The following is a 23,454-nucleotide window of genomic DNA, read 5'->3' on the forward strand; positions in this document are numbered from 1 at the left end:
GTCGGATGAGACGGCGTCGTGCGTCTACCAGGTCACCTACCAGGGGCGGACGGCCTCGGCCTCCGGGCGAGCCGGGGCATGACGTGACGGCCGGACGATGCCGGCCGCCGCGGCGGCGATGACGCAGCACAGCACGGGGAGGAAGAAAGTCAGGTTCAGGGGCAGCACGTGGGTCAGCGGTCCGATGACGGCGGGCCCGGCGAGCATGCCGAGATATCCGAGGCCGGCGACACGGGAGACGTTGGTACCGGCGGCACCCTGGTCGGTATGGCCGGCGGCGCTGAAGAGCTGGGGTACGCACCCCGAGAGCCCGGCCCCGAACACGGCCCAACCGATCAGGGCCAAGGGGATCCAGGGGGAGAGGGCCGCCGCGGTCAGACCGAGCGCGGCGACGGACGCGCCGTGCCGGAGAACGGCCACCGGTCCTACGCGCGCGGCCACCCGGTCGGCAACCAGACGGCCAAGGGTCATCGTCGTGGCGAAGGCGCCGTAGGCGAGGGCGGCGGTGGAGGCCGGCGCGTCCAGCACAGTGCGCAGATGGAGTGCGCTCCAGTCGTTGGCCACGCCTTCGCACAGCATGATCATCAGCGCCAGGGTGGCCAGGGCCCATACGTGCCGGGGCGTTCTGTGGCGGGTGTTCACGACAGGGGCAGCGGCGGCCCCGGGGCGGCGGGCGTCGGCGGGGCGCAGGAGCGCGGGGGCTGCGAGCGCGGTGACGGCCAGACCGGCGAGTGCCACCGCGCCCAGAGTCGTCGCCGGGCTCCAGTTCCAGCTGAGCGTGCGAGCGCCCACCAGCGCGGCGAGGACGCCGCCGATGGAGAAGGCCGCGTGGAAGGCGGACATGACGGGCCGCCGGTAACCATGCTCGACCTGGACGGCATGGGCGTTCATGCTGACATCCAGGCAGCCGTTGCCGACGCCGAGCACGAGGAGTGCCGCCCCCAGCGTCCAGGCGTTCGTGGCCAGGCCGGGCAGGACGACAGCGGCACTGCACAGCGCCGCGCCGAGCGGTACGACGGTACGGGCCCCGAGACGGTCGGTGAGCGGTCCGGTGGCCTGCATTCCCGCGAAGGCTCCCGCGCCCAGCAGCAGGAGGAGCCAGCCGAGCAAGGCATGGCCGATCCCCACGCGGTGCTCGATGACCGGGACATGGACGATCCACATCCCCATGAGGAAACCGTTCAGGGTGAAGTACGCGAAGGTGGCCAGCCGGCCGGCTCGTAGGTTTCGATCCACGCTACGAACATAACGAACATAGATTATGAGCGAAAGATTGCATTACGAACGCGATGGATGTTCAATCGGAGCATGGCTGGTGCAGAACGACTCAGGCAGATCACCGAGGCCGTACGGGAGGCGGGCCGTGTCGGCGTCGCGGAACTGGCCGCGCTCACCGGCGCCTCGGAGATGACCATCCGCCGCGACCTGGAAGTCCTCGCGGATCAGGGCGTGTTGGAGCGCTACCGAGGAGGAGCCAGGAGCCTGCTGCTGCGGGGCGAGGAACCGCCCTTCGCGCTGCGGGCGCAGGAAGGGGCGGAGGTCAAGCGGCGCATCGCCGCCGAGGTCGTGGATCTGATCGCGGACGGGGAATCCGTCGTCCTCGACAGCGGCACCACCTGCCTGGAGGTGGCCCGTGCGCTGCGGCACCGCCGCCTGACCGTCGCACCCCTCTCCCTGCACGCGGTGAACGCGCTGACCGGAGCACCGGATGTGACCCTGCTGGTGCCCGGCGGCCGTCCACGATCGGGGGAACTGGCCCTCACCGGCCCGCTGACCCAGGCATCGCTGGCCGCGCTCCGCTTCGACACAGCGGTCATCGGCTGCTGCGGACTCACCGCGGCCGACGGCCTGACCGCCTTCGACCTGGACGACGCGGCGGTCAAGCGCGCAGCCATCGCCTCCGCCCGCCGCGTCATCGCCGTAGCGGATTCCACGAAGCTGTCCCGCACCGCACTCGCCTTCGTCGCCCCCGCCTCCGCGCTGCACGCCCTGGTGACCGACGAAGCCGCGCCGGAGGAGGAGACCGGCGCGATCACGGCCGCCGGCGTTGCCGTACGGAGGGTGTGACTTCGCGACCGGCGCCTGGTCGAGGAGCTCCCGGCCGGTGCCGGCCGCCGGCCGGGAACGAACTCCGGCCGGCGCGCCGGACGATGCGATCCTGTGTCAGCTCAGGTGCCGGGCGAAGAACCGCAGCGAGCTGTCCACTTCGAACGACGGCACATCCCCGTGCTTGCCGGGGTTGGCGTGCAGGGTCTTCTCGGCCGAGGCCAGGGCGTCGTACAACGCCAGGCTCTGGTCCCGGGGGACCATCTGGTCGTCCCACTGGACCAGGAACTGCACCGGCACGGTGATCCGCGCGGCGTCCTCGGCCAGCCCCTGCACACCCAGCAGGCCCAGCACCGCGGCGCGGATCCGGGGCTCGGCGGCGATGAGCGGGATGCCGAGTCCGCAGCCCATCGACATGCCGCAGTAGCCCACCGGGCCGACACCGACCTGGTCGAGGCGCTGGACCGCGGTCAGGACCGCCTGCCAGTCCGCGACGGCCTGAGAGGCCAGATAGCCGTGCATGCCGGCGACCAGCGCGCCCGGATTCTCACCGGCGGCCATGCCGGCCCGCATCCTGGCCGCGATCCGACCGAACTCCTCGTCCTGGGGCCGGTCTCCGTGGTTGGGCGCGTCGATCGCGACGACCGCGAAACCCTCGGCGGCGTAGCGGCGCCCACGGGACACGGTGCCGGGGGCCGTTTTGTGCTGCCGGCCGCCGTGGCCCAACAGGATCAGGGGACGAGTGCCTGAGGCGCCTTCCGGCGTCCACAGCACGCCGGGGATCTCGTCGAGGGTGAAGAACTGCTCGGTGACGCCGTCCGACGACGTCTGGGAGGTGAAGCGCATCAGCGTTTCAAGCCTTTCGGGAATGCCTGGTGCGGGCGCTCCCTAGACCATGCAAAGGAGGGAGCCCCGACGCGTCACAGTGTTGATCGGTCTCACCTCCTCGAATGCGCAGTGGTGCACGGCGACGCCGAAGCTACCACAAAGATCATCACCCGCGCCCCCGGCGGGGCGAACGCTTGCCCGACACGTGTCCCGCCCATGCGAAGGCCCTTCCGTCCACCGAACGGAAGGGCCTCTGACCAGGTATTTCTCGGTGCCCCCGGCAGGATTCGAACCTGCGACACCCGCTTTAGGAGTTTTCCCCGGGCGGGACTGTGACCTGCGGAAACGTCGACTACGTGGCGTCTGGCCTGGGAAAACACCCCTCCGTAGTTCTCACGTCTTCACGGGACTTCCCGTCCCCGTGTGTGCTGAATCCGTTCCGGCGAGGACTGATGGCGAGGCTGCCAGGGGTCCTTCCCGGCACGATGGGCACCGGCCACTGGTCACTGGCGCCGCCGCAACGGACACCGCACCGGCGTCGAGGGCGCCATCTCCCCAGCAGTCCACGCGTTCGGGCAGATCCCGCTACCTCGTCAAGACCCTTTACCACGATGGGGTGAATCCAGCAGGTAAGCGGCAACCGCACTCCATCCTCATATGTCACACATCTTGCTCTCGACAGCAGACACCTTGGGGGGACCGTGAGTAACCAGCAGCCGCAGTATCCCGGATGGGCTGGCTCGCAACAGCCCTACGGCCAGGCTCCCCACGGCCAGCAGCCGTACGGGCAGCCGCCGTTTCAGCCGCAGCCGCCGAAAAAGGGACCCGGCGCAGGGAAGGTCATCGGTCTCGGCTGTCTCGGCCTCGTCGGCGTGGCCGTCGTCCTCGGCATCGCCGCCGCGGCCGTCAGCGGCAGTGGCTCGAACGACTCCAGCAGCAGCGCCTCGAAGTCCACGACCGGCAATAAGACGGCCGCCGGTGCCAAGGCCGGCAGCAAGAAGGCCGGCGCCCCGAAGACCGTCGTCTTCAAAGTCTGGGGTACCGCCCCGGCCGGAGCGCTCGGTGGTCTCGACATCAACTACGGCTCCGACAGCGACACCCGCAAGGGCGTGTTCAAGAACGGCAAGTTCGAGGCCACCCTGCCCCTCAAGAAGGGGGCGATGTACTACACGCTGAACGCCCAGCTGCAGGGTTCGGGGGACATCAACTGCAGCGTGACCGTGGACGGGCAAACGAAGTCCGGGCACGCGTCGGGCGGCTACAACATCTGCGACGCCCAGCTCAGCAGCGACTTCACCGGCGGCTGGCAGTAGGTGCGACCCCGGATTCCCGGCCGCCCACCCTCGAACCGAACAACTGCCCCTGGGGGGAACCATGACCGACGCCACCTCTCCGCCGATGCCGTCGTACAGCCCGACACCACCGGTGAAGAAGTCCCGCACCAACCTGATCATCGCGGCTTCAGCCGCCGCCGTCATCGCGGCGGTCATCGGCACCGGAATGATCGTCATGCACTCCAGCTACGGCAGTAAGCCGACCGCGGCCGCCAAGCCGACGGGCGGCGCCACGGAGGCGGCCGCCACGGAGACACCGACCCCCACGGAGACACCGACCCCCACGCCGTCGTACGACGAGGTGACCGCCGACAGCTTCACCATCGAGCTGAGAACCACGAAGCGGCAGTGTTTCGGGACGGCCGGCTGCAATGTGACGGTCGAGCCGGACCTCACCTACCTGGGGGACAGTGAGGGGATCGACCCGGACGCCGTGTACGAGATCACTTACGAGATCCACGGTGACGAGTCCGGCCCGGTCATCGAGACAGCCGAGCTGTCGGACCGGACGAGCCTGAACTACACGCCTTCCATGATCAGCACTGCTTCGGCGGGCACGAATGTGTCCGTGGAGATCACCGACATCACAGCCCAGGGAGGATGAGGCGCCGAAGGCCAGGTGTGTAGCGACCTTGCTTCCCGAGGCGCTCGATGCCGTTGGTCAACCCGGCTCGGTAGGTCGGCACTCGAGCTCCCCAGTGGACCGGGGCAAGGCCGGCAGTGAACACCTCGTGATGGTCGAGGCGCACGGCATCGCTCTGGCGGTGACCCTGACCGGTGGGAACCGCGATGACGTCACCCAGCTGATCCCGCTGATCCAGGCCGTTCCGCCGATCCGCGGCAGGAGCGGCCGACCCCTGCGCCGCCCCCGCCGGGTCTACGCCGCCCGCGGCTACGACCACGATGTCTACCGCGACAAGGTCCGCCGGCTCGAGATCCCCCGGTCATCGCCCGACGCGGCGCCGAACACGCCTCCGGCCTCGGAGTCCACCGCTGGGTCGTAGAGGGCGCCACCGCGCTGCTGCGCTGGTTCCGGCGCCTGCGCATCCGCTGGGGCATCCGCGACGACATCCACCAAGCCTTCATCGCCCTCGGCTGCGCCGTCATCTGCCGGCGACGGCTGAAGACCTCAGTCAGTCCTTAGTGCTGGGCGTCGTTGTCGCTGCCGAGATCGGGTACGTCGGTGGACAGCAGGTGTTCGGCGCCGCCATCGAGGGCCTTGGCCGTCTCGGTGGAGCGGGGGAGCATGGTCTTCTCGTAGGTGCGGATCGCGTCGGCGACGGTGGCGGCGTTCGCTAGAGCGAGGGCGATTTCGCTGGCGTCGAGCATGGCGAGGTTGACGCCGACACCGAGCGGGGGCATGAGGTGGGCGGCATCTCCGAGCAGGGTCACCGTCGGGTTGTGTTCCCAGGTGTGCGGGGCCGGGAGGGCGAAGATCGGGCGGTCGACGTAGGGGCCGTCGTTTTCGGTGATCATCCGGCGCATGCGGGGCGACCAGTGGGCGTACTCGCCCAGGAGCAGGGCGCGGATGCCGTCGGTGTCCTCGACTGTCAGGCCGCTCGTGCTGATCCAGTCGACCGGGACTCGCTGGATGATGTAGACGCGGATGTGGTTTCCGCTGTTGCGCTGGGCGAACAGGCCGCGCTCGCCGTCGGCTGCGTGGGCGCTGCCCTGACCGACCAGCTCGGCCATGTCCGGGTGCCGGTTGTCGACGTCTGAGAACCATGCTTCCAGGAAGCTCACCCCGGTGTACTCGGGGACGGCGGGGGACACGGCCGGGCGAACCCGGGAGGAAGCGCCGTCGGCACCGATGACCAGATCGGTCTGGATGGTCGTGCCGTCGGTGAAGTGCAATTGCCGCGGCCCGTCGTCGGGTCCACTGATCGTGTCAAGGGCGCGGCCCCAGTGCACAGTTCCCGGTTGCAGGGAGTCGAGCAACAGGTTACGCAGCTGGCCACGGTCGATTTCCGGCTTGAAGAGTTCGTCGGCCGCCGGGACTTCATGGGACGTGATCGTGCCGGTCGGGTCCATCTGGCGCATTTCCTGCCCCTCGGGGCGGGCGAGCTTGAAGAACTCGTCGAGCAGACCGGCTTCGCGCAGGGCGATCTGGCCGTTGTCGGCATGCAGGTCGAGGGTGCCGCCCTGGTTGCGCGCGTCGGGGCCTCGGTCGCGGTCGTAGACGGTGACCGCTATGCCGCGCTGCTGAAGGATGCGGGCGCAGGTCAGTCCGCCGGGGCCGGCACCGATGATGCTGATACGTGCCCGGGCGGGTTCTGGGGAGTTCATGGTTGTCCCTTTCAGTCGGCGAAGAGGGGCGAGCAGGCCGGGCGTTGTCGGCTTCGGCATCGGGTGTGCCACGCGGAGAGGCTTCTCAGATGAACAGGTCGGCGCGGTGCAGACGATGACCAGGCCGACAAGGATGTGCCGCTCGGGCACCCATGAAATCAGAGCGAGTTGAAAAGTGCAACGACTCTACTTAGCGACTGGTTCGACTATCGAGTACGCTCTAGCCATGACCGTGCCCTCTGCCAGCCGCCGCGACCGCAAGAAGGCGGCCACCCGGCAGGCGATCGCCGACGCCGCATTGCAACTCTTCCTGGAGCGCAGCTACGACCAGGTGAGCATCCGTGACATCGCCGACGCCGCCGACGTGTCGACCGCTACGGTGTTCAAGCACTTCAGCGGCAAGGAAGCGCTGGTATTCGACCAGGACGAAGACCGAGAGTCACAATTGATCGCCGCGGTGCGGCAGCGACCCTCCGGTCAGAGCATCCCCGACGCCCTTCGACAGCACGTCCTGGACACCTGGCCATCGATCGAGGCACATCCTCAGGCGGCCGAGTTCACCAACCTGGTGAACTCCACGCCGGTGCTGCGCGCGTACGCCGAACGCATGTGGACCCGGTACACCGACAGCCTCAGCGCAGTCATCGCCGACGAGTTCGGCGTGGACCACGACAACCTCGCATGTGTGGCTCTTGCCCGATTCGTACTCGAGATCCCGGTACTCGCTCGCGGCCGGCAGGACCGCCGGGCCGCCATCGAGGCAATCTTCGACATCCTCACCCACGGCTGGGAGCCGCCGAGTAAGCCGCCCGCGCCGTAGCACCTGGGCCGTTTCCTGGGCCCGCCCTCGACCAGCCTCGGCTTGCCCCACTACGCGTTCCGGTCGCACTCACCTCTGCCTGGCAACAAGAGCTGACATCCCGTCATTCCTGAACGGCAAGCTGCTCATTCTGATCCCAGTCCTTGGAGCTCACGCGGATAGGCGGCGGGGGAGGAGGCGGCCGACGCCGGCCTCCTCCAGACGCCGAAGCAGGAAGTCGCCGATCGTCATCCATCGGCTCGGGCTGGTGGTCATCGCCTGTGCCTCCGAATCGCCGGTATCGTCTCCGCGGGGTGCGGGAGCGGCTTATATCCATTTTGCGGAGAGGGATGGTTGGGGGCCTCTGGGGTCGTTCGTGCTTCCACTCACAGGCGGATCAACCAGGGAGTTGCGGGCGGTCTCGTGCCCCAGGCCCTGCGGTGGCGCCAGGACGCGCAGGTTTCCTCCATCGCACTCCCTCGGCGACCAGCCTCCCTGTTTCGCTTGGAGACGCTGCCTGACGGCGCGTTCCCATTCGTTCCCATGCAAGCCCAAAACGCCCCTCGGAGATCACTTCCGAGGGGCGTTTCTGGTGCATCGTGCCTGGTCAGACCTGGTGCCCCCGGCAGGATTCGAACCTGCGACACCCGCTTTAGGAGTTCGATTCAAGCCAGCTGCGACTGCGGCCGTCGACTGGTGCCACGGTCGAGCAGAACCGCCGGTGTGCGCCTCCGTTCGGTGTCGTTGATGTCACCCTTGGATGTCAGAAGCCTTCTGATCCGTAGCTCTACGGGGATCGGTAAACGGAGGTCATACAGGTTGATCGTGAGAGCTGCTATGGGGCGCTCGCTGTTGGGGGCGCAGTACTTCGCTGCTTTACAGCACGGTCCGATCGTGTCGTGGGGGTCATGGAGCAGGGGTGCCGGCAAGAGGGCAGCATTCACTGGCGTCGCGTACACCCCACGGGCTGTGCAGCTGAATCTCGCCTCTTGGTGGAGAGCCCTTTCCTCCGGGACACTCCTTTGGGGGAGGGAGGGGCTCGATATGTACAACGCCTTGTCACTCGTTATTTCGCTTGTAGCATTAGGGCTCTCGGGATTCGCCACGCTTTGGCAGCTACGCCAGGCACGCTCAACCAGCCACATGACCATGCTGCTTGATGTGGCCCTGCATAACATTCGGGACAGAGATTTCCAGAGAGACCAGCATTATGTTCTGACGCGGCTTGCACAGGAACATGAGCCTGTTGTTGGCATGGATGCTCTGCCCGAGCCGGTGCGTACGATGACACGCAACGTGGCCTTCAGCTATGAGTACATTGGAGCAATGGTTGCCCTTGGCCTGGTCGACTCAGATCTGGCGCTTAGCGTTTTGCATTTCCGCGTCAGGCAAGTTTGGACAGCACTGGAACCGTATGCGCGCACGGAGAGGGAAATAAGGAATGCTCCCTTCCTCCCCTTCTTCGAGAATCTCTATCTGGTGTCATTTGCGAACCCCACTGCCGATTTCTTGCGCTCTCTCAATTTGCGCACTTCTGGCGGAAATTCACCCTCCCAATAAAGCGTCTGTAAAGTCTGGGTAGGAATCATCGGCGGGCAGTTCATTGATTTCGGGCGTTTACCTAGATCGGCTCGTCCGAGCCTCAGCAGTGAAGTGACGATTGCTGAGGCTCATCTGTTGTTCCTCAACATTGCTTCTCGGATGTGCACCTGCGGTGGTCCCCAATGCGCCACCTCTGACCAGGGGCAGAGCCGTCGACAACATTCATCGACTGTCGTCGTTGGCCGCCCTCGGACGGCCCAGAGACGGCCCCGAGAGCGCCAGTCACGGCCCTCGTGCCTTCGCTGATACAGCAGCCCGGTACCCAAGTCCGTAGGTGCACCCTAGGGTCCGACCATGAAGCTGACGTTGACCTTGATCACCGCCGCATGGGCGTGTGGATGTCGTGGACGCTGGAGGGCGTGGGAAGTGCTCGTCAGACGGTCGCTCATTGGGGCGGGAAGTGGTAGAGGATCAACGCTGCCACGGCGGCGGCGAGCCACGGTTTCTTGATGCTCAGTCCCCGACTGTGACGGTCCAATTGCCACACAAGCGTGAGCAGGGAGAACAGCAGGAGCGCACCTGCGAGCACGTCAACGACGTGGGATCTTCCGACATGGAGCATGACCGGGAGCTAACTATGCGCTGCGGTCCTCTGTCCATAGGTCGTACCTGGTCAGCCAGGTGATCGTGTCTGGCTGACCGCCCTTTGTCCTTACATGCGGTCGTCGGATTTTGGCAATCGGCGAGGCCAGCCCGTGAGCGATCTTGAAAACCGTAGCGGCCCGAGTCACCGTGGGTTCAAATCCCACACCCACCGCCAGGTGAAACGGCCCCTGATCAGGTAACCCGGTCAGGGGCCGTTCTCATGAGCGTTGTCCGCCAGTGACCGCTGCTCCCCGATGTTTCCCAGCTGAACGGGCACGGGAAGGGCACGGCCACCTTCTGATCCGCCGGCATCCGCACCGCCTACGGGGACGACGTGATCGAGCAGTAGCTCTAGCGCGATCGGTCAGCGGGGGGGGGCATACCGGCCGCTGGGCGGGCCCGGAGGGACGCTACCGTGCGGGGTCGGTTACTAGGGTTGCGGTACCTGGCTGCTGTACCGCACGATCCAAACGGGGTGACCATGGAACGGCATGTGCTGGAATCGCTGTTGATCGGTGATGACGAGGCGTCCGTGATAGCTCTGGCCGCCCTCCGCAGTGGCGCCCCCTACTCGGTGGAGGAGCGGGTACAACCCACTGGTGCGCATGCCGGAGTCTTCAGTCGCCGACTTCAGCGCATGCGGATGCGCGGATTCGAACCTCCTGGCCTGGAACGAGCAGTGCAGCTCATCAGGGAATATGACCGGCCTGTGCGCGCTGCACTGATAGATCCTGGCAGTCGGACACGGTTCACCTTGCTCTTCCTTACCGAGGACGGCAGCGCGCTGGTGGCCTGCGCCAGCTGGCCCCTGCCGCTAGTTGCCAGGAAGCCACCGCTTTAGGAGCGAGGTGGGGGAGAGCGGGCGTGACCTGCGGATTCCCCGGCCTGGTTGGTTCCCGGTGGAGTCCCCCTCTGAACCTCAGTTCCCCGTGAGCCCCCGCCCGTTCTGGCACGAGAGTGGCACACCCCGGGGACCGTGCTACGGCCCCTGGATACAGAACCATGGGCACGGTGGTCTCGGGTCTGCTGGGCACGTCAGACGGTCGCTTGGGGCCGGTGCGGTCAGGACAGCGGATGCTCCTGTGGCAGCGGCTCCCGAACGAATTGGGTGCACCGCTCGTCGCAGGCACCCATGGTGTGGAAGTTCCGACGGGCCTCAGCCAGACTCAGCCGGCCGTTCGGTCCGCCTCGTACCCTGTCGGCGTCATGATCGTCCTGGCCGTCGTCCTCCCAGAAGCACACGGGGCAGATGTCGTAGAGGCCGCGCTCGGCAAGCGTCAGGTAACCGCAGCACGGACACCGATAGGGCCCGCCCTCTGGGCCGCGTTTCATGTTGATGAAGGGTTTGGCCACGGCTGCATCCTGGCGAAGCCCCGCTGCTGACGCATCTGGATTTGCAGCCCCAGTTTGGAAGACCGCGTAACTGGATGGGGGTTGACCTGCCAAGTTTCTGACCTGCACGTGTCGGACGCGATCGCTGTAACTCCCCGTCGTTCCCCGTCCGATACTGCTGGACCGGCACGCAGAGGGCACGCACGCCGTGTGGGCACGGGAGGCCTCCGCCACTACGTGAGCAGTAGGCGGGTGCACGACACTCACTAGAGATCTTTAACGGCGCGGGTTACGTCTGGTCGTGACGGCTGTCGTGGGCGGCGCTATGCCGGGAGGATGAGGTATCCCGATGGCGGTGGATTAACGGCCGGGGAACGGGCTCGGCGTGAGCAAGTCCGGCTCGCAGCCGCTGACCTGATCGAGGCCGGGGCCAGTGACCGGGAGGTGGCCCGGCGGTTCAGGGTGACCCGGATGTCGGCGAACCGCTGGCGGCGGGCGTTGGCTTCGGGTGGTCGGCGGGCCCTGGCCTCCAAGGGCCCCGGCGGTGCCCGCTGCAAGCTCGATGCTGAACAACTGCTCCTTCTGGAGACGGTGTTGGATGCCGGTCCTGCCGCCTCCGGCTGGAGTGACCAGTGCTGGACGCTGGCGAGGATCGCCGAGGTCGTGCGCCGCCGGTTCGGTGTCGAGTACACCCTGGCGGGGCTGGACCTGCTGCTGCACCGCATCGGCTGGAGCGTGCAGGTCCCCTCCCGCAAGGCCACCGAGCGGGACGAGGCGAAGATCGCCGCCTGGAAGGACGAGCAGTGGCCCGTCATAAAAAGAGGGCGGCGGACTTGGGCGCCTGGGTCTGCTTCGAGGACGAAGCCGGCCAGGGCCTGAGGCCGCCCAAGGGCCGCACCTGGGGCCGTCGAGGCCACACCCCGACGGTGCGGGTCACCGCCGCCGGCACCAAACGTGTCTCCATGGCGGCGCTGATCTGCACCAAAGCCGGCCACCGGCCTCGGCTGATCTACCGCATCCACCTCGACCGCGGTCCCGCCAAGGGCCGTCGCAAAGGCTTCACCGAGACCGACTACGCCCGCCTGCTGGATGCCGCGCACCAGCAGCTCGGCGGCCCCGTCGTCCTTGTCTGGGACAATCTGAACACGCACGTCAGCCGCACCATGCGCGAGCTGATCGCCGCCCGATTATGGCTGACCGTCTACCAGCTGCCGCCGTACGCCCCCGAACTCAACCCCGTAGAGGGCGTGTGGTCGCACCTGAAGAGATCGCTGGCCAACCTCACAAAACACAGCCTCGACCAGCTCACCGCGCTGGTGAAGACACGGCTGAAACGGATGCAGTACCGACCCCGCCTCATCGAGGGCCTCATCGCCAAAACCGGGCTTGACTTCCAACTTCCGCAACCTCAGCCGTTAAAGATCTTCTAGAGGGCGTTAGGGGGCAGCAGGTGCGGGGCACGGACGCCGAGGATGCCGAAGACCTCGTCCTTCGCCGGCCCCCGCAGTTCCGCCATGAAGGCGGGGTCCACGCGGCCCGTCCTGGCCCAGATTCCGCCGAGGGACTCCGCGCACATCTGGGCCAGCACGCTGGTGAAGTCCTCGGCGCGAATGGTCCGGATCAGACCCGACTCGACAAGCGGGCCGGAGAAGTCCTCCAGATACCCCGCCGCGTCGTCCTTTTCATCCTCGCGTGCCGCAGGGTCGTCGAGGATTCCGACGAGCAGAACCGCCCGCTCCTCGGGCGAGATCTCCGCCCGGCCCACCGCCGCATCCTCGGGCGAGGACACCGCCCGGCTCTCCAGCGAGGTCTCATCCGCGGTGCGTGGCCGTCCCTTTCTGAACAGCCCCTCCAGCCAAGTCCTCATCTACAACAGATCCCCGATCCCGTCCACAATGCCCTCGCCGATGCCGCTGCCGACCACGCCACCTCCCAAGTTCCCGTCGACCACGGGCCCGACAGGGCCGCCGACAGACCCGAGGTCCGCCCCGAACCTGGCGCCGTAACCTGCGCCCGCGAGGCCGCCCGCCAGGCTGACACCGTCGTGGATGGCCGTCTGGGTCCGCTCGGTGCGGCCGCCACATCGTAGACGTCGTAGGCGACGGTCGCAGCGATCAGCAGCCTGCCGCCGACTTGGCGATCGACCTTGCCAGATCGATGGTTTGGCGCGGCACCCACGGCCCGTCCAAGGGGATGCTTCGTAACCCCAGCTATTAAAGATCTCTAGCCGCTCTCCTACTAGCGCCTCTCGGCTCGACCACGCGCTGCAAATGTGCCTCCGTACGTGGTTGTACGCCTCTGTTGATGTCAGCTACTGATGTCGGACGGCAAGCCTGGACGTGCGGCTTCACCCGCGAGCTGCGGCGCCTCATCGGATGGGCCGGACATTAGCTCCTGTGAGAGCCAATGCAGGGTCGCGCCATCTAGTGGGAGCGACAGCTGACCACTTGGCCGCCGCTCGAAGCCTAGGTCGGACGTAGATCGCCCTAGCCTCGACAGGCAACCACAATCAATCCTCCTTCGCCGCGTTAGCCCGTCACTGATTTCGTCACCGCACCAAAAGATTCTTGCACTATTCCACTCGTCAAAAATGCCAAACCATATCTTTGCGACGTCTGATCATTCTCAGGCGCAGAGGGCTCCCGGTCCTCATCGTTGATTGAGGCTATGGTCCCCATCAGGTAGGGGCCAAACTCGGACTCATTTTTCGGCTGGTCTAGAACCCACCAAACAGTCAAATTTTTCGAGCCTCGGATCATTTTCAGGATTGCACTATTTTCCTCAATTGGAGCCTGGTATTCTATGAACTCATTCTTGGGGGCCGGGTCGACCCATTCCGGGGCATCTACGGCATGTTGATCATTCTCATCCCATGACCTCGTCCCCGAATATCCGAAGTCACTAGAAAGTGATATCTTATCCTTGCGTAGAATTACGGCTTCACCCTTGGCAAAAAGAACATCATAGAGGCCACTCAAAGGCATCTCTATGACCTTAATCTCCACCTCTTTGTCCCCAGGTTCAATGTAGACTCCTGCGTCCACGATGGGGCCGCTTTGAATCAGGTCGTATCCGTCTACGTCCACATCCCTCCGGAGGTCCAATTGATCTTCATCGATATCTCTTTGCCAGTCTTGCATAGTTCGCCCTTTTGAGGTGTGCGCTTTTCTTGCAGTGACCTGATAGAGCGTTGCGGCGACGTAGACGCTCACGTCACCGGCATTCTCGAGGCTTACATGCAGCGGTAGTGCGACGGACTTTCCATCCGGAGTGATACTTGGCTTTCCGAACGAAGTGGTCAGTTCTATTTTGCTTGGCTGTGCGTAAGGCTTGTAAATTTGGGTGTATGTGAAGTTGGCTGCAGCTAGAACGCCGGTCAGGGCCATACCGGCTGCGATTTTCTTTGGTTGGGGGATTCTCTTCCATACTCCTCGACGGCGGAGCACCACCAAGGTCCAGGAGGACCAGAACGTCAGGGATGCCCAGAGCCATAGGTACGGTGTATAGTCGCCTCCCTCGATCTGCAAGATAAGAAGACCCAAGTTCATGAGTCCGGCGATAGTGACACCTATCAGAATGGCTGCGGCTGAATAACTGGGCCCTTGAGTGCTGCTGGAGTAGGTGAACATTGCAAATGCGGCTGCCAGCGCCAGCAAGGCCGAGAGAAGGAAGGCAACTCCGGTGATCCGACCGCCAAAGGTCATGGCTGTACTGGCATCAGCGGCGCCGAGCGCACCCAGTTCTATAACGCTGACAGAGAGGCCAACTCCGGTCAAAATCGCGAAGGTCCGGATTCTCTTGAATTTTCGATCGTTTATTACCGAGCCTGGCTTACTCATGTCTCATACTTTGGCGGGCGAGTGAAGCGTAGGCCACTCAGGGTAGTCCGCGGGGGTGAAACCCAGGGTTGCCGTGGCCGGCGCTCCGACTGTTGAGGTACGCCGGGATCGCCCTCAGATGGGGCGGATCAGTCCGTGTCTGGGGGACTGGGAACCTGATCTGGCGTCAAATGGTAAAACGTGTTGCATCACCCTTTTGGCCCAGCACTCTTGACGACACGTCGCATCCCTTCACTGGCAGATGGCCAACGTCCTAAGAGCGGCGCAGAGAGGGCAGAGGTATGCCCAAGAAGTACCCGTACCAGCTCCCGCAGCACCGGGTCGTCCACGGGGTCAGCATCCCCGTCGAAGAGCTCAAGATCGACGACAAGGCCCAGCGCACGCTGAACGAACCGCGCGCCATGGGTATCGCCAAGAACATGGTTCCCGAGGCGCTCGGGACCATCGTGGTGTCGCAGCGCGCGAACGGAGATCGTTACATCGTCGACGGCATGCACCGTTGGCACGCCGCCAAGCTCTCTGGCATTTCCACTCTGGTGGCTGAAGCGCACCATGACCTCGATCTGATGGAAGAGGCCGTGCTGTTCCTGATCAAGAACCGCGAGTCGAGCAAGCCGAGGCCTCTTGACGAGTACAGGATCGGCCTGACCGCCGGGCTGCCCCTCTTCGTTGACACGGAGTCGGCACTGGTGGCGCGCAACCTGTCCATGGGCTCCTCCGGGACGAACACCGTGGGCGCGGTTGCGGGTGTGCTCCGCATCACCGATCAGTACGGGCCTGAGATCCTGGAGCGCACGCTCAAGGTCGCTGAGACCGCTTGGGGGCGTACGAAGGACACCTGGGACGGGATGCTGCTCGGTGGCATCGGCATGTTCCTGGGGCGGCATGGTGACCACGTAGACGACGATGCTCTTGCCGAGAAGATCGGCAAGAAAGACCCTGCGTTCCGGTGGCGCGCCAACATCACCGCACTTGCGTCTGCGGGCGGTACGCAGCACAGCGGAACGGGGTCGAGGGTGAGCACGTGCTACCAGCTCATCCTCTCCGAGTGGAACAAGGGCAAGCGCGCTGAGAATCGGATCGCTGCCTGATCTATCCACAAACTCATAGCTGACGGCCTGGGAGACTCCCGGGCCCTCACTCATACCTCAGCCCACTACCCTCCCCAGCGCCCATCCCGTACGCCGTCGACCCACACACCGTGGAGCGGGCGTGGTTCCTGGCGTCCAGGTGGAGCGCGCCACTGTACGAACGACCTGGACGCCAGGGGCCGCGTCTGCTCGGCTCTGCCTGGGTCGATGGTGTGCGGGATGGGAGCCCCCAGCATCGTCCACGACGGACCCGCAGTCGGCGACGGCGCCCTCTCCATCCCGGTGCCGGCCGATCCCCCGCCGGAGGCACTGTTCTGACCGTCGCGTACGCGGTGATCGACTCATGGCCACCGGCCCTATCCACCAGTGGGCGCGCGTCGGCGCAGCGCGGGCGGAGCGGGCCGAAGGCAGGAGCGTCGCCCGGAGCGGAGCCGGGAAGCGCGCCCGGCGGAGCGGAGCGCAGCCGGGGCTTGATGAGGTAGAGAAACCTGTAACCGGCCGCTGGTCTCAGCTGCTCAGTCGGTACTCAAGGACGTAGGAACCGGCATCCAGGAGCATCTGGTTGACCTCGACTGGTCGGTCCTCTGCGGTGTACGCAATGCGGCAGATCTCGACTACGGGCGTCCCTGATGTAAGCCCAAGGGCGGTTCGCTCATCATCACTGGGCATGCGCGCACGCAGCTCTTCGCTGAAGCGCACCGGCTCGGCACCAAGTTCGGCAAGTCGGGCGTAGCTTCCACCCGGGCCAGTGTCTTCTTGCGCGATGGCGGTGCCTCGTACGAGTTCAGCAGGAAGGTACGAGGTGGCCGTCTGGACGGGACGGTCCTCCACCACGAACTTGCGGCTACGGACGATGACGGCGGCCCCGGGCTCCAGGTTGAGGCAGCGGCTCACCTGGTGGGGCGCCTCTGTCTCATAGACCTGCACGTCAGTGACTAGAGGCCGCTGGGCCACGTCAGCCGACCAGATGGACTGACCTGCAGACCACCGTGACTTGGCCAAACGGTCATTCGCGACACGTCGAATCGGCCGGAACTCCCTGACGTAGGTACCTGAGCCTGCTCGTGCGACGGCGAGACCCTCGCTGACGAGGATCTTGAGCGCTTGGTTAGCAGTCATCTTGGCGACGCCGTACGTCCGGACAAGTGATGGCTCGCCGGGCAACCGATCACCCGGTGTCAGTTCACCGGACTCGATCCGCGCCCGGAGATCGTCGGCGATCTGCCGCGCAGTCTCGGGCATGACCTCTGCTCCTCAGGCTCCCTAGGGTGGTTCGTGATACCCCACCCTAACGCACCCATAGATGCGTTGGCTTGCTGTCGAGCGGTCGACTCACTCGTTGACCTCCCTAGGGAGGTTGGAGTTCAATCTCCCTAGGGAGGTTGAACTCCCTGGTGCAGCAGGAAGGGGCGGCGCCCTACCGCCAAGCAGACGCGCCGCCCCTCGTGTCCCTCGAAGGGAGCTTCCATCATGCCCGCAAAGCCGACCGGCACACTCGTGACGTTGTCTCCGGCTGCGTTAGCCCAGCTGCCATCCGTGGCGCTGGTGCTCGCCCTCTACGCGTCGGACTACGTACACGAGCCCCGCCCCAACCCGGAGAAGCTCGCGGCCTTCATGGTCGAAGGGGCCAACCGATGGGGCCTCCCCGCGCTGCTGAACAGCACCTGTCATCTCGTGGCCTTCTGGCAGATGTGCGCCGACGACGCCTCCACGTCGGAAGCCTGGGCAGAGCACTACAAGAGGTTCGACAATCGCCGGATCATTCACTGCAGCCTGACGAAGGCCCAGTTCGCGGCTGTCCGGCGGCACTTGCGCGCCGTGGCGTTTGAGGCGGTGGTGGCATGAGCCTCTTCGCCTCCTGCCTGGACCTGCTGGACCGCCCGACGGTGTGCCCCGGCTGCCGCGCCCACGCACCCCGCTGGAGCCGGGTATCGGAGGACGGCCTGACCGTCCTGACCCACGACGGTGACCTGATCTGCCCGGCCGACGCCGCCTTCGGTGCGTCGCCCGACTCGACCCCGGTGTCCCCACCGCTCGCCTCACCCCCGGTTGTCCTGGAGGTGGCTGCGTGACGGTCTTCCCCGTCGCCCCTGAGGCCGTGGCCGGTGCTGCGGCCTCCTTAGGCACTGACCCGATCACCCTCGCCGACCTGCTGCGCGTGGCCAACGCGCCCGGTTTCGACCGCTGGCAGGAACAGATCCGCCGCACCGGCGGGTGCGCCCACCCGATCCGCCTGCAAGGCCAGACCGTCACCCGCGACGCCAAGACCGGTGGCGTCCTCTACTCCTACAGCACCGAGCAGGAGCCGGGCGGCATGCTCCGGGTCGCCTGCGGCAACCGGCGGGCCTCCCGCTGCCCGGCCTGCGCCTGGACCTACGCCGGGGACACCTACCACCTGATCCGCGCGGGGATCACTGGCGACGAACACAAGGACGTCCCCGAAACCGTCCGGGATCACCCCCGTGTCTTCGCCACCCTCACAGCGCCGTCGTTCGGCCCGGTCCACAACCGGCCGGACTCCGGCCGCTGCCGCTGCGGGAGCTCCCACGCCGACGACGATCCGGTGCTGGGAACGGCGCTCGATCCCGGCCGCTACGACTACGCGGGTGCGGTCTTGTGGAACAACTTCGCCGGAGACCTGTGGCGCCGGTTCACGATCTACCTGCGCCGGGAGATCGCGGCACGGGCGGGCCTGACCCAGTCGGCGCTGAAGAAGGTGTGCCGGGTCTCCTTCGGCAAGGTCGCCGAGTTCCAGAAGCGGGGTGCCGTGCACTTCCACGCCGTGGTGCGCCTCGATGGTCCCGGCGGGCCCGACACCGCCCCGCCGACGTGGGCCACGACTGCTCACCTGGATGGCGCGATCCGGGCGGCTGCCGGACGGGTCTCCGTGCCGGTGCCCGCCTCCGGCGACTTCCCCGCCTGCGTACTGCGGTGGGGATCGCAGGTCGACGTGCAGCCGATCGGTGCCCTCGGGCAGGAGGAGCTGACCGAGCAGGCGGTCGCCTCTTACGTGGCCAAGTACGCCACGAAGGCGGCCGAGACCACGGGAACTGTGGATCAGCGGATCGGGGAGCTGGCCGAACTCGACAAGCTGCCGCTGCCCGCCCATACCCGGCGCCTGATCGAAGCCTGCTGGGACCTGGACGACGCCTATCCGGGACGGCTGTTGGCCCGCTGGGCTCACATGCTCGGCTTCCGCGGGCACTTCTCCACCAAGTCCCGCCGCTACTCCACCACCCTCGGCGCCCTCCGCCAGGTGCGCGCCGACTACCGCGCTCGGCAGGAACGCCGCGAACGCGGGCTCTCCGAAGACCTTGACGACACGGAGGGCTCCACGCTCGTGCTCGCCCACTGGACCTACGCCGGGCAGGGCCACACCCCCGGCGAGTCCTGGCTCGCCTCCACGATCGCAAGGGAGATCCGCCTGAACCGAGAGACAGCACGTGAAGCCCTGGCCGACCTGTCCGATCTGGAGACCGAGGGGGAGTGGTGACCGTGGACCGACTTCTGACTGTTCAACAGGTCGCCGAGCTGCTCGGCACGGGTGTCCGCTTTCCCCGGCGCCTCATCGAGGAACGGCGGATCGTCTTCGTCAAGGTGGGGCGGCACGTCCGCATTCCCGAGAGCGCCGTGTCCGCCTACATCGCTGAGCACACGGTTCAGCCGGTGATTGTCCGACCCGGCGTGCTTAGGAGGGCTGCCTGATGGCGAACAAGCAGGGCAAGCGTCGTCGCTTCGGCTCGGTCCGGCAACTCAAGTCTGGTCGCTGGCAGGTTCGTTACCGTGACCCGAATACGGGCCAGCTCCGGAGTGCTGAGGAGACGTACGCCACCAAGACCGATGCTGAGGTCGCGTTGACTCTGATCGAGTCGGACATCACCCGCGGTCAGTGGTCCGACCCTGATGCAGGCAAGGTTCGCTTCGGTGAGTACGCCACGGCGTGGCTGAAGGACCGCAAGCTTGAGGACCGTACGCGTGAGCGTCATGAGTCGGCGATCCGGCTGCATCTCCTGCCCACCTTCGCCGAGCGGCCGTTGTCCTCAATCACCACGGCTCAGGTGCGGGCCTGGCGTACAGAGTGCCTCCAGCGGACGGGTGAGCCGACCGTGGTCAGGGCGTATCAGGTCCTGCGAGCGATCCTGAATACGGCCGTTGACGACGAGCTGATCCGACGCAACCCGTGCCGGATCAAGGGGGCGGACCGCTACGACGTACCGGAACGGCCAGTCCTCACCGTGGCGGAGGTGTATGCCGTGGCTGAGGCGATCGCGCCGCGCTACAGGCTGCTCGTTCTCCTGGCTGCCTTCGCTGGGCTCCGCTTCGGTGAGCTGGCGTCGCTCCGCCGGCGGGACGTGAACTTGGCCGGTGCTGTGGTCGTGGTCCAGCGCTCGCAGGCCGAGATGCAGACAGGATCGCTCTTCGACAAGGCGCCGAAGTCCAACGCCGGTGTTCGCCCCGTGGCCTTTCCGAGTGAACTCCTGCAGGACGTGACGCAGCACCTCGACGCCTATGCGGGTCCTGGGCGTGACGGTCACGTCTTCCTTGGCCCTAGGGGCGGTCGACTGCGGAGGAGCAACTTTCGGGACGACTGGATCAGGGCCAGGACTGAGGCAGGCATCACGGCAGACGTGCACTTCCACGATCTGCGGCACACGGGCAACACTCTCGCCGCGTCCGGTGCGAGTCTGCGTGAGCTGATGACCCGGATGGGGCACAGCACGCCTCGCGCGGCGCTGATCTACCAGCACATGGTCAACGGCCGTGACCGTGAGATTGCCGATCGGCTCGGTTCGATGATCCGCAAAGAGCGGGGTGATGCGGAGTCCTAGCGGACCTTGTGGCACGGGTGTGGCACGGCCGTGATCACAGCAAAGGGCCAGTTCGAGAGGATCATGCCTCTGAACTGGCCCTTTGTCTTGTGCCCCCGGCAGGATTCGAACCTGCGACACCCGCTTTAGGAGAGCGGTGCTCTATCCCCTGAGCTACGAAGGCGGGGCTTGTGCGAAACCTTGCGCGGATCTCGCTGTACGAGTCGCGGCCAGGTCTCTTGGTCAAGCCCTGAGCGACCTGGGGCAAGCTGCTACGCCGCAGGGCCGCGCGGAGACCGCGCGGTACGGCGCAGCGCCCGCCAGGGCGCTCGATCCACAGGGTACCGGATCGGGGCTCGGGCAGGCGCTGGTGTTGAGGAGCTGGGTGGGAGGGGGAGGGTCAGGCCGTGTGGCTCAGCAGGAGGCCTCTCTCGTGCAGTGCGCGGCTGGTCGAGTTCTGGGCGAGGACGAATCCGAGGGTCAGGAGTTGCTGGGCTTCCACTCCGTAGGAGATGAGACGTCCGTTCCACAGGGAGGCGTCGAGTTGTGAGTGACCCGACTCCGCGTCACTGCGGTAGGGGTAGACCAGCTGATGGGTGCGGGTGAATTCCGGAATCTGCTGCAAGTGCTCGGCGCGGTGGAAGCCGCGTTCCTCGTCGCTTTGACCGGGTGACCGTTCTCCCTTTCGGCTCGTCGTTCCGACAGCGACTCTGTGCTCGTGGACTCCGTGGCGGCAGGGGATGGCTAAAACGTGGTACCAGCGGATTGTCCGGGATCCGCGCCGTTCCAGTCGCTTGATCGGCGCAGGGACGAGTTCTGCGGTGCCGTCCGCGTAGTGGACTTTCTCCGCGATACGTCCGCCGGCCGCCCACAATTCGTGGATACAGCGACCGGGGCGGAGCGATTCGTAAAACTGCGGCTCGTTCCCCTTGTGCTGTTTGTTGATAATGAGGCCGCCAAATCGGGCGATGGCGTCGCGGTGTACGCCGCGGATGGCGCCGTCGTACAGGACACCCATGCAGCCAGGGGCTGCGGACATGATGTCCATGACTCCTTCGACGGCGACGGCGGCCTCTCCGCCCGGGTGAAGATGAGGCACGTATCGTGAGTCCAGAAAGACCCGGGACAGGTAGTTTTCATCCTTTCGGGCGGAGAAGAATACGTATTTCGGACCGTAGACCTCGTTTCCTCCGCCTTCCTTCTGCGAGACGGAGGCGGGGTCGACGCGGTGATAGCGGACTTCGCCGGTCGTCATGTCCACGCTTTCACTGGCTCGGGCCAGGGTCGGGGATTTCAGGACCGTGCCGTCGGCGGCTATCAGCTGGCGCCGCTGCGGGCTGCTCCAGGACCGGGTTTCGTTCTCGGGAAAGATGCCCTGTTCGAGCGCCTGATCGAGGGCGAGCCCGCGGTAGAAGTCCCACAGCTCGTGGGAGTGCTCGCGCAAGCGTTGCTGGGCGCGGAGCCACTGGGAGCGGCTCGGGCCAGCTTCCGGGAGGAGCGCAGCTGCCGTGCGGCCCAGTTCTGCGCGTACCCCGGTCTTCAGGATCGCCCACACTTCCGGGTCTTCGAGGTGCGCCGCAGTACGGCGAGCGGAGGCCAGCACGCTGCGGGCCGCCAGGAAGTAGAGGAACGCGACGTCGGGATAGTCGCGAGGTCTGCCGACCTTGCCCGGTGGCGGGAGTGCTTCGGCGAGTTCGTAGAGGTCGGGGTTGAAGGCGCAGTCGGTGAGACGCTCGCGGAGAGTGCGGCGATCCTGGTCGCTGAAGGCCCGTTTGCGTGGTGTGCGCTGGGCCGGCGGGACGGCGTCTCCGAAGATGTCCTCAGGCACGGGCGGCCTGCCCCTCAGGCGCGCGGTGGGCCCAGTCGTAGCCGACAAGGTCGGCGGCCCGGTCCAGGGAACGCAGCCCGAGTCCGCGTGCGACGTTCTCGATCTTTCCGGTGCTGTCGAAGATCCGTACTGCCGCGTACGCGGTCAGGGAGGCCGGTTTGACCCGTGGGTCGGCGCCCAGGCCGATGCGGCGGATGAGGTCGGACAGGGCGACACAGGCGCGGGCCTGCAGCTGTTCGTCCGGCGCGGGGGCGGAGGAGACGGCGAGCCGGGCGTCGGGTGCCGCTTCGGGGCTGCGCTGCTGCCGGGTGACGAAAGCGGCTCTGCCCTGGAGCACGCGCAGCGCCCATGCGTCGAGGGGGCACCAGCGTGGGTCCGTGCGGGTGGAGCCGTGCATCCAGACGGCCGCGGCGTCCTGGTCGAGGTCGCGCACGCGGGTGTGGCCGATCTCGCCGGTGTGCCCGCCGGAGAGAGCGAGGGCTGCCGCTGCGGCGTGCCGGCTGGGTCTGGTCACGTACTCCGCGGCGTGGCGCAAGGCGATGGCCTCGTCCTCGTCGAGTGGGCGGATCAGAGTTCTGGTGCGCTCGGGCAGACGGAGGTCCCGGGTGGGGTCGGCCTCGGTGAGGCCCAGCTCGCGCAGGGTCCGGTAGAAGGAGCGCAGGACAGCGCGGCGCTGGTGCTGGGTCGCGGTGGCCGACTCGCCGATCCGTCCGTGCCGGGTGCGGCCCTGGGCGAAGACGAAGTCCTCCGCGAAGTCGACGGTGACGTCCTTGATGAGGAGGATGCCGCGGGCGTGTGCGTAGTACTGGTAGCGCTCCAGCATTTGCCCGAAGGAGCGGCTGGTCTGTGGGGACATTTGTCCCTGGGAAGTCATGGCGGTCCAAACGGTGATGGTCCGTTCGACGGCATGCGCCAGTGTCACGTCCGCGGCGATGATCGCGGGCGTGCTGGGGCCGTCGGGCGAGGTTCGATCGGGTCTGGGCGCGCGCGAGACGGGCATGGGTGGTGACCTTCCAGGCATGGTGCAAGTACACACCAGGCTGAGAAGATCCCTCACGGTGCGCAAACGCTCGCAC

Annotated in this window: 22 protein-coding genes, 1 tRNA gene and 1 pseudogene; 14 read left to right on the forward strand and 10 right to left on the reverse strand. The window is 66.3% G+C overall.

The genetic code is table 11. From position 1 onward, the window contains the following. Window positions 1–36: 36 nt before the first annotated feature. Complete coding sequence (locus CRP49_RS16440) at window positions 37–1,236, reverse strand: MFS transporter (RefSeq protein ID WP_097254038.1); 1,200 nt, start codon at window positions 1,234–1,236, stop codon at window positions 37–39. A gap of 72 nt (window positions 1,237–1,308) precedes the next feature. Here CRP49_RS16440 and CRP49_RS16445 point away from each other — a divergent pair, with 72 nt between their 5' ends. Then, window positions 1,309–2,067 (forward strand): DeoR/GlpR family DNA-binding transcription regulator, encoded by a 759-nt coding sequence (locus CRP49_RS16445; protein WP_097254039.1) that lies wholly within the window; start codon window positions 1,309–1,311, stop codon window positions 2,065–2,067. A 96-nt stretch (window positions 2,068–2,163) separates the two neighbouring features. Here the strand turns inward: CRP49_RS16445 and CRP49_RS16450 are convergent, their stop codons facing one another. Next, window positions 2,164–2,892 carry a dienelactone hydrolase family protein gene (locus tag CRP49_RS16450; protein ID WP_097254040.1) on the reverse strand — a complete coding sequence of 243 codons (729 nt, stop codon included), beginning with the start codon at window positions 2,890–2,892 and terminating at the stop codon, window positions 2,164–2,166. Window positions 2,893–3,575: 683 nt separating this feature from the next. Here CRP49_RS16450 and CRP49_RS16455 point away from each other — a divergent pair. The 3 genes and pseudogenes from CRP49_RS16455 to CRP49_RS16465 form a co-directional block, all read left to right on the forward strand. Continuing rightward, window positions 3,576–4,187 carry a hypothetical protein gene (locus CRP49_RS16455; RefSeq protein ID WP_097254041.1) on the forward strand — a complete coding sequence of 204 codons (612 nt, stop codon included), beginning with the start codon at window positions 3,576–3,578 and terminating at the stop codon, window positions 4,185–4,187. 61 nt (window positions 4,188–4,248) lie between these two features. Further along, window positions 4,249–4,812 carry a hypothetical protein gene (locus CRP49_RS16460; protein ID WP_097254042.1) on the forward strand — a complete coding sequence of 188 codons (564 nt, stop codon included), beginning with the start codon at window positions 4,249–4,251 and terminating at the stop codon, window positions 4,810–4,812. Between the two features lie 88 nt (window positions 4,813–4,900). After that, window positions 4,901–5,352 (forward strand): annotated as a pseudogene (locus tag CRP49_RS16465) (transposase); the annotation flags it as partial. Here the strand turns inward: CRP49_RS16465 and CRP49_RS16470 are convergent. Continuing rightward, entirely contained in the window at window positions 5,349–6,494 is a 1,146-nt protein-coding gene (locus CRP49_RS16470) for an NAD(P)/FAD-dependent oxidoreductase (RefSeq protein ID WP_097254044.1), read from the reverse strand. The pseudogene CRP49_RS16465 and the gene CRP49_RS16470 sit on opposite strands and share 4 nt — an antisense overlap. Window positions 6,495–6,720: 226 nt before the next feature. Here CRP49_RS16470 and CRP49_RS16475 point away from each other — a divergent pair, with 226 nt between their 5' ends. Beyond that, window positions 6,721–7,314 (forward strand): TetR/AcrR family transcriptional regulator, encoded by a 594-nt coding sequence (locus tag CRP49_RS16475; RefSeq protein WP_097254045.1) that lies wholly within the window; start codon window positions 6,721–6,723, stop codon window positions 7,312–7,314. A gap of 1,023 nt (window positions 7,315–8,337) precedes the next feature. Beyond that, the gene (locus tag CRP49_RS46460; RefSeq protein WP_143669992.1) at window positions 8,338–8,853 is read left to right on the forward strand and encodes a hypothetical protein; all 516 of its coding nucleotides are present in this window, start codon (window positions 8,338–8,340) and stop codon (window positions 8,851–8,853) included. Window positions 8,854–10,542: 1,689 nt separating this feature from the next. On the opposite strand, the gene CRP49_RS16485 is transcribed toward CRP49_RS46460, so the two are convergent. Next, on the reverse strand, window positions 10,543–10,833 hold the full coding sequence (locus tag CRP49_RS16485) for a CPCC family cysteine-rich protein (RefSeq protein WP_257033420.1): 291 nt from the start codon (window positions 10,831–10,833) through the stop codon (window positions 10,543–10,545). A gap of 315 nt (window positions 10,834–11,148) precedes the next feature. Between CRP49_RS16485 and CRP49_RS16490 the strand changes: the two genes are divergently transcribed. After that, the gene (locus CRP49_RS16490; RefSeq protein WP_097254046.1) at window positions 11,149–11,691 is read left to right on the forward strand and encodes a winged helix-turn-helix domain-containing protein; all 543 of its coding nucleotides are present in this window, start codon (window positions 11,149–11,151) and stop codon (window positions 11,689–11,691) included. Beyond that, entirely contained in the window at window positions 11,688–12,242 is a 555-nt protein-coding gene (locus tag CRP49_RS16495) for a transposase (protein WP_373560392.1), read from the forward strand. Before CRP49_RS16490 ends, CRP49_RS16495 begins: the two co-directional genes overlap by 4 nt. On the opposite strand, the gene CRP49_RS16500 is transcribed toward CRP49_RS16495, so the two are convergent. Both CRP49_RS16500 and CRP49_RS46465 read right to left on the reverse strand, forming a co-directional pair. Continuing rightward, entirely contained in the window at window positions 12,239–12,679 is a 441-nt protein-coding gene (locus CRP49_RS16500) for a hypothetical protein (protein ID WP_097254047.1), read from the reverse strand. The two genes, CRP49_RS16495 and CRP49_RS16500, sit on opposite strands and share 4 nt — an antisense overlap. Before the next feature lie 661 nt (window positions 12,680–13,340). Next, window positions 13,341–14,651 carry a hypothetical protein gene (locus CRP49_RS46465; RefSeq protein ID WP_143669994.1) on the reverse strand — a complete coding sequence of 437 codons (1,311 nt, stop codon included), beginning with the start codon at window positions 14,649–14,651 and terminating at the stop codon, window positions 13,341–13,343. Between the two features lie 281 nt (window positions 14,652–14,932). Between CRP49_RS46465 and CRP49_RS16505 the strand changes: the two genes are divergently transcribed. After that, on the forward strand, window positions 14,933–15,742 hold the full coding sequence (locus tag CRP49_RS16505; RefSeq protein ID WP_097254048.1) for a DUF6551 family protein: 810 nt from the start codon (window positions 14,933–14,935) through the stop codon (window positions 15,740–15,742). Between the two features lie 507 nt (window positions 15,743–16,249). On the opposite strand, the gene CRP49_RS16510 is transcribed toward CRP49_RS16505, so the two are convergent. After that, a complete protein-coding gene (locus tag CRP49_RS16510; RefSeq protein ID WP_097254049.1) occupies window positions 16,250–16,984 on the reverse strand; it encodes a GntR family transcriptional regulator in 735 nt (244 codons plus the stop codon). Window positions 16,985–17,212: 228 nt separating this feature from the next. Here CRP49_RS16510 and CRP49_RS16515 point away from each other — a divergent pair, with 228 nt between their 5' ends. The 5 genes from CRP49_RS16515 to CRP49_RS16535 are packed head-to-tail and all read left to right on the forward strand — an operon-like array spanning window position 17,213 to window position 20,571. Then, a complete protein-coding gene (locus tag CRP49_RS16515) occupies window positions 17,213–17,587 on the forward strand; it encodes a hypothetical protein (protein ID WP_097254050.1) in 375 nt (124 codons plus the stop codon). Next, the gene (locus CRP49_RS16520; RefSeq protein ID WP_097254051.1) at window positions 17,584–17,814 is read left to right on the forward strand and encodes a hypothetical protein; all 231 of its coding nucleotides are present in this window, start codon (window positions 17,584–17,586) and stop codon (window positions 17,812–17,814) included. Before CRP49_RS16515 ends, CRP49_RS16520 begins: the two co-directional genes overlap by 4 nt. Then, complete coding sequence (repSA, locus tag CRP49_RS16525) at window positions 17,811–19,235, forward strand: replication initiator protein RepSA (RefSeq protein WP_373560352.1); 1,425 nt, start codon at window positions 17,811–17,813, stop codon at window positions 19,233–19,235. The genes CRP49_RS16520 and repSA overlap by 4 nt, the downstream gene beginning before the upstream one ends. Next, a complete protein-coding gene (locus tag CRP49_RS16530; protein ID WP_179851645.1) occupies window positions 19,229–19,447 on the forward strand; it encodes a helix-turn-helix domain-containing protein in 219 nt (72 codons plus the stop codon). The genes repSA and CRP49_RS16530 overlap by 7 nt, the downstream gene beginning before the upstream one ends. Continuing rightward, on the forward strand, window positions 19,447–20,571 hold the full coding sequence (locus tag CRP49_RS16535; RefSeq protein ID WP_097254052.1) for a tyrosine-type recombinase/integrase: 1,125 nt from the start codon (window positions 19,447–19,449) through the stop codon (window positions 20,569–20,571). The genes CRP49_RS16530 and CRP49_RS16535 overlap by 1 nt, the downstream gene beginning before the upstream one ends. A gap of 90 nt (window positions 20,572–20,661) precedes the next feature. Here CRP49_RS16535 and CRP49_RS16540 read toward each other — a convergent pair. From CRP49_RS16540 to CRP49_RS16550, 3 genes are all read right to left on the reverse strand, one after another. Further along, a tRNA-Arg gene (locus CRP49_RS16540) sits at window positions 20,662–20,734 on the reverse strand. A gap of 216 nt (window positions 20,735–20,950) precedes the next feature. Next, window positions 20,951–22,378 carry a hypothetical protein gene (locus CRP49_RS16545; RefSeq protein ID WP_097254053.1) on the reverse strand — a complete coding sequence of 476 codons (1,428 nt, stop codon included), beginning with the start codon at window positions 22,376–22,378 and terminating at the stop codon, window positions 20,951–20,953. Then, window positions 22,371–23,234 carry an integrase gene (locus CRP49_RS16550; protein ID WP_143669995.1) on the reverse strand — a complete coding sequence of 288 codons (864 nt, stop codon included), beginning with the start codon at window positions 23,232–23,234 and terminating at the stop codon, window positions 22,371–22,373. Before CRP49_RS16550 ends, CRP49_RS16545 begins: the two co-directional genes overlap by 8 nt. Between the last annotated feature and the right edge of the window lie 220 nt (window positions 23,235–23,454).

It is taken from the genome of Streptomyces sp. Ag109_G2-15 (genome assembly GCF_900215565.1).
In the GTDB taxonomy this organism is placed as follows: Bacteria; Actinomycetota; Actinomycetes; order Streptomycetales; family Streptomycetaceae; genus Streptomyces; species Streptomyces diastatochromogenes.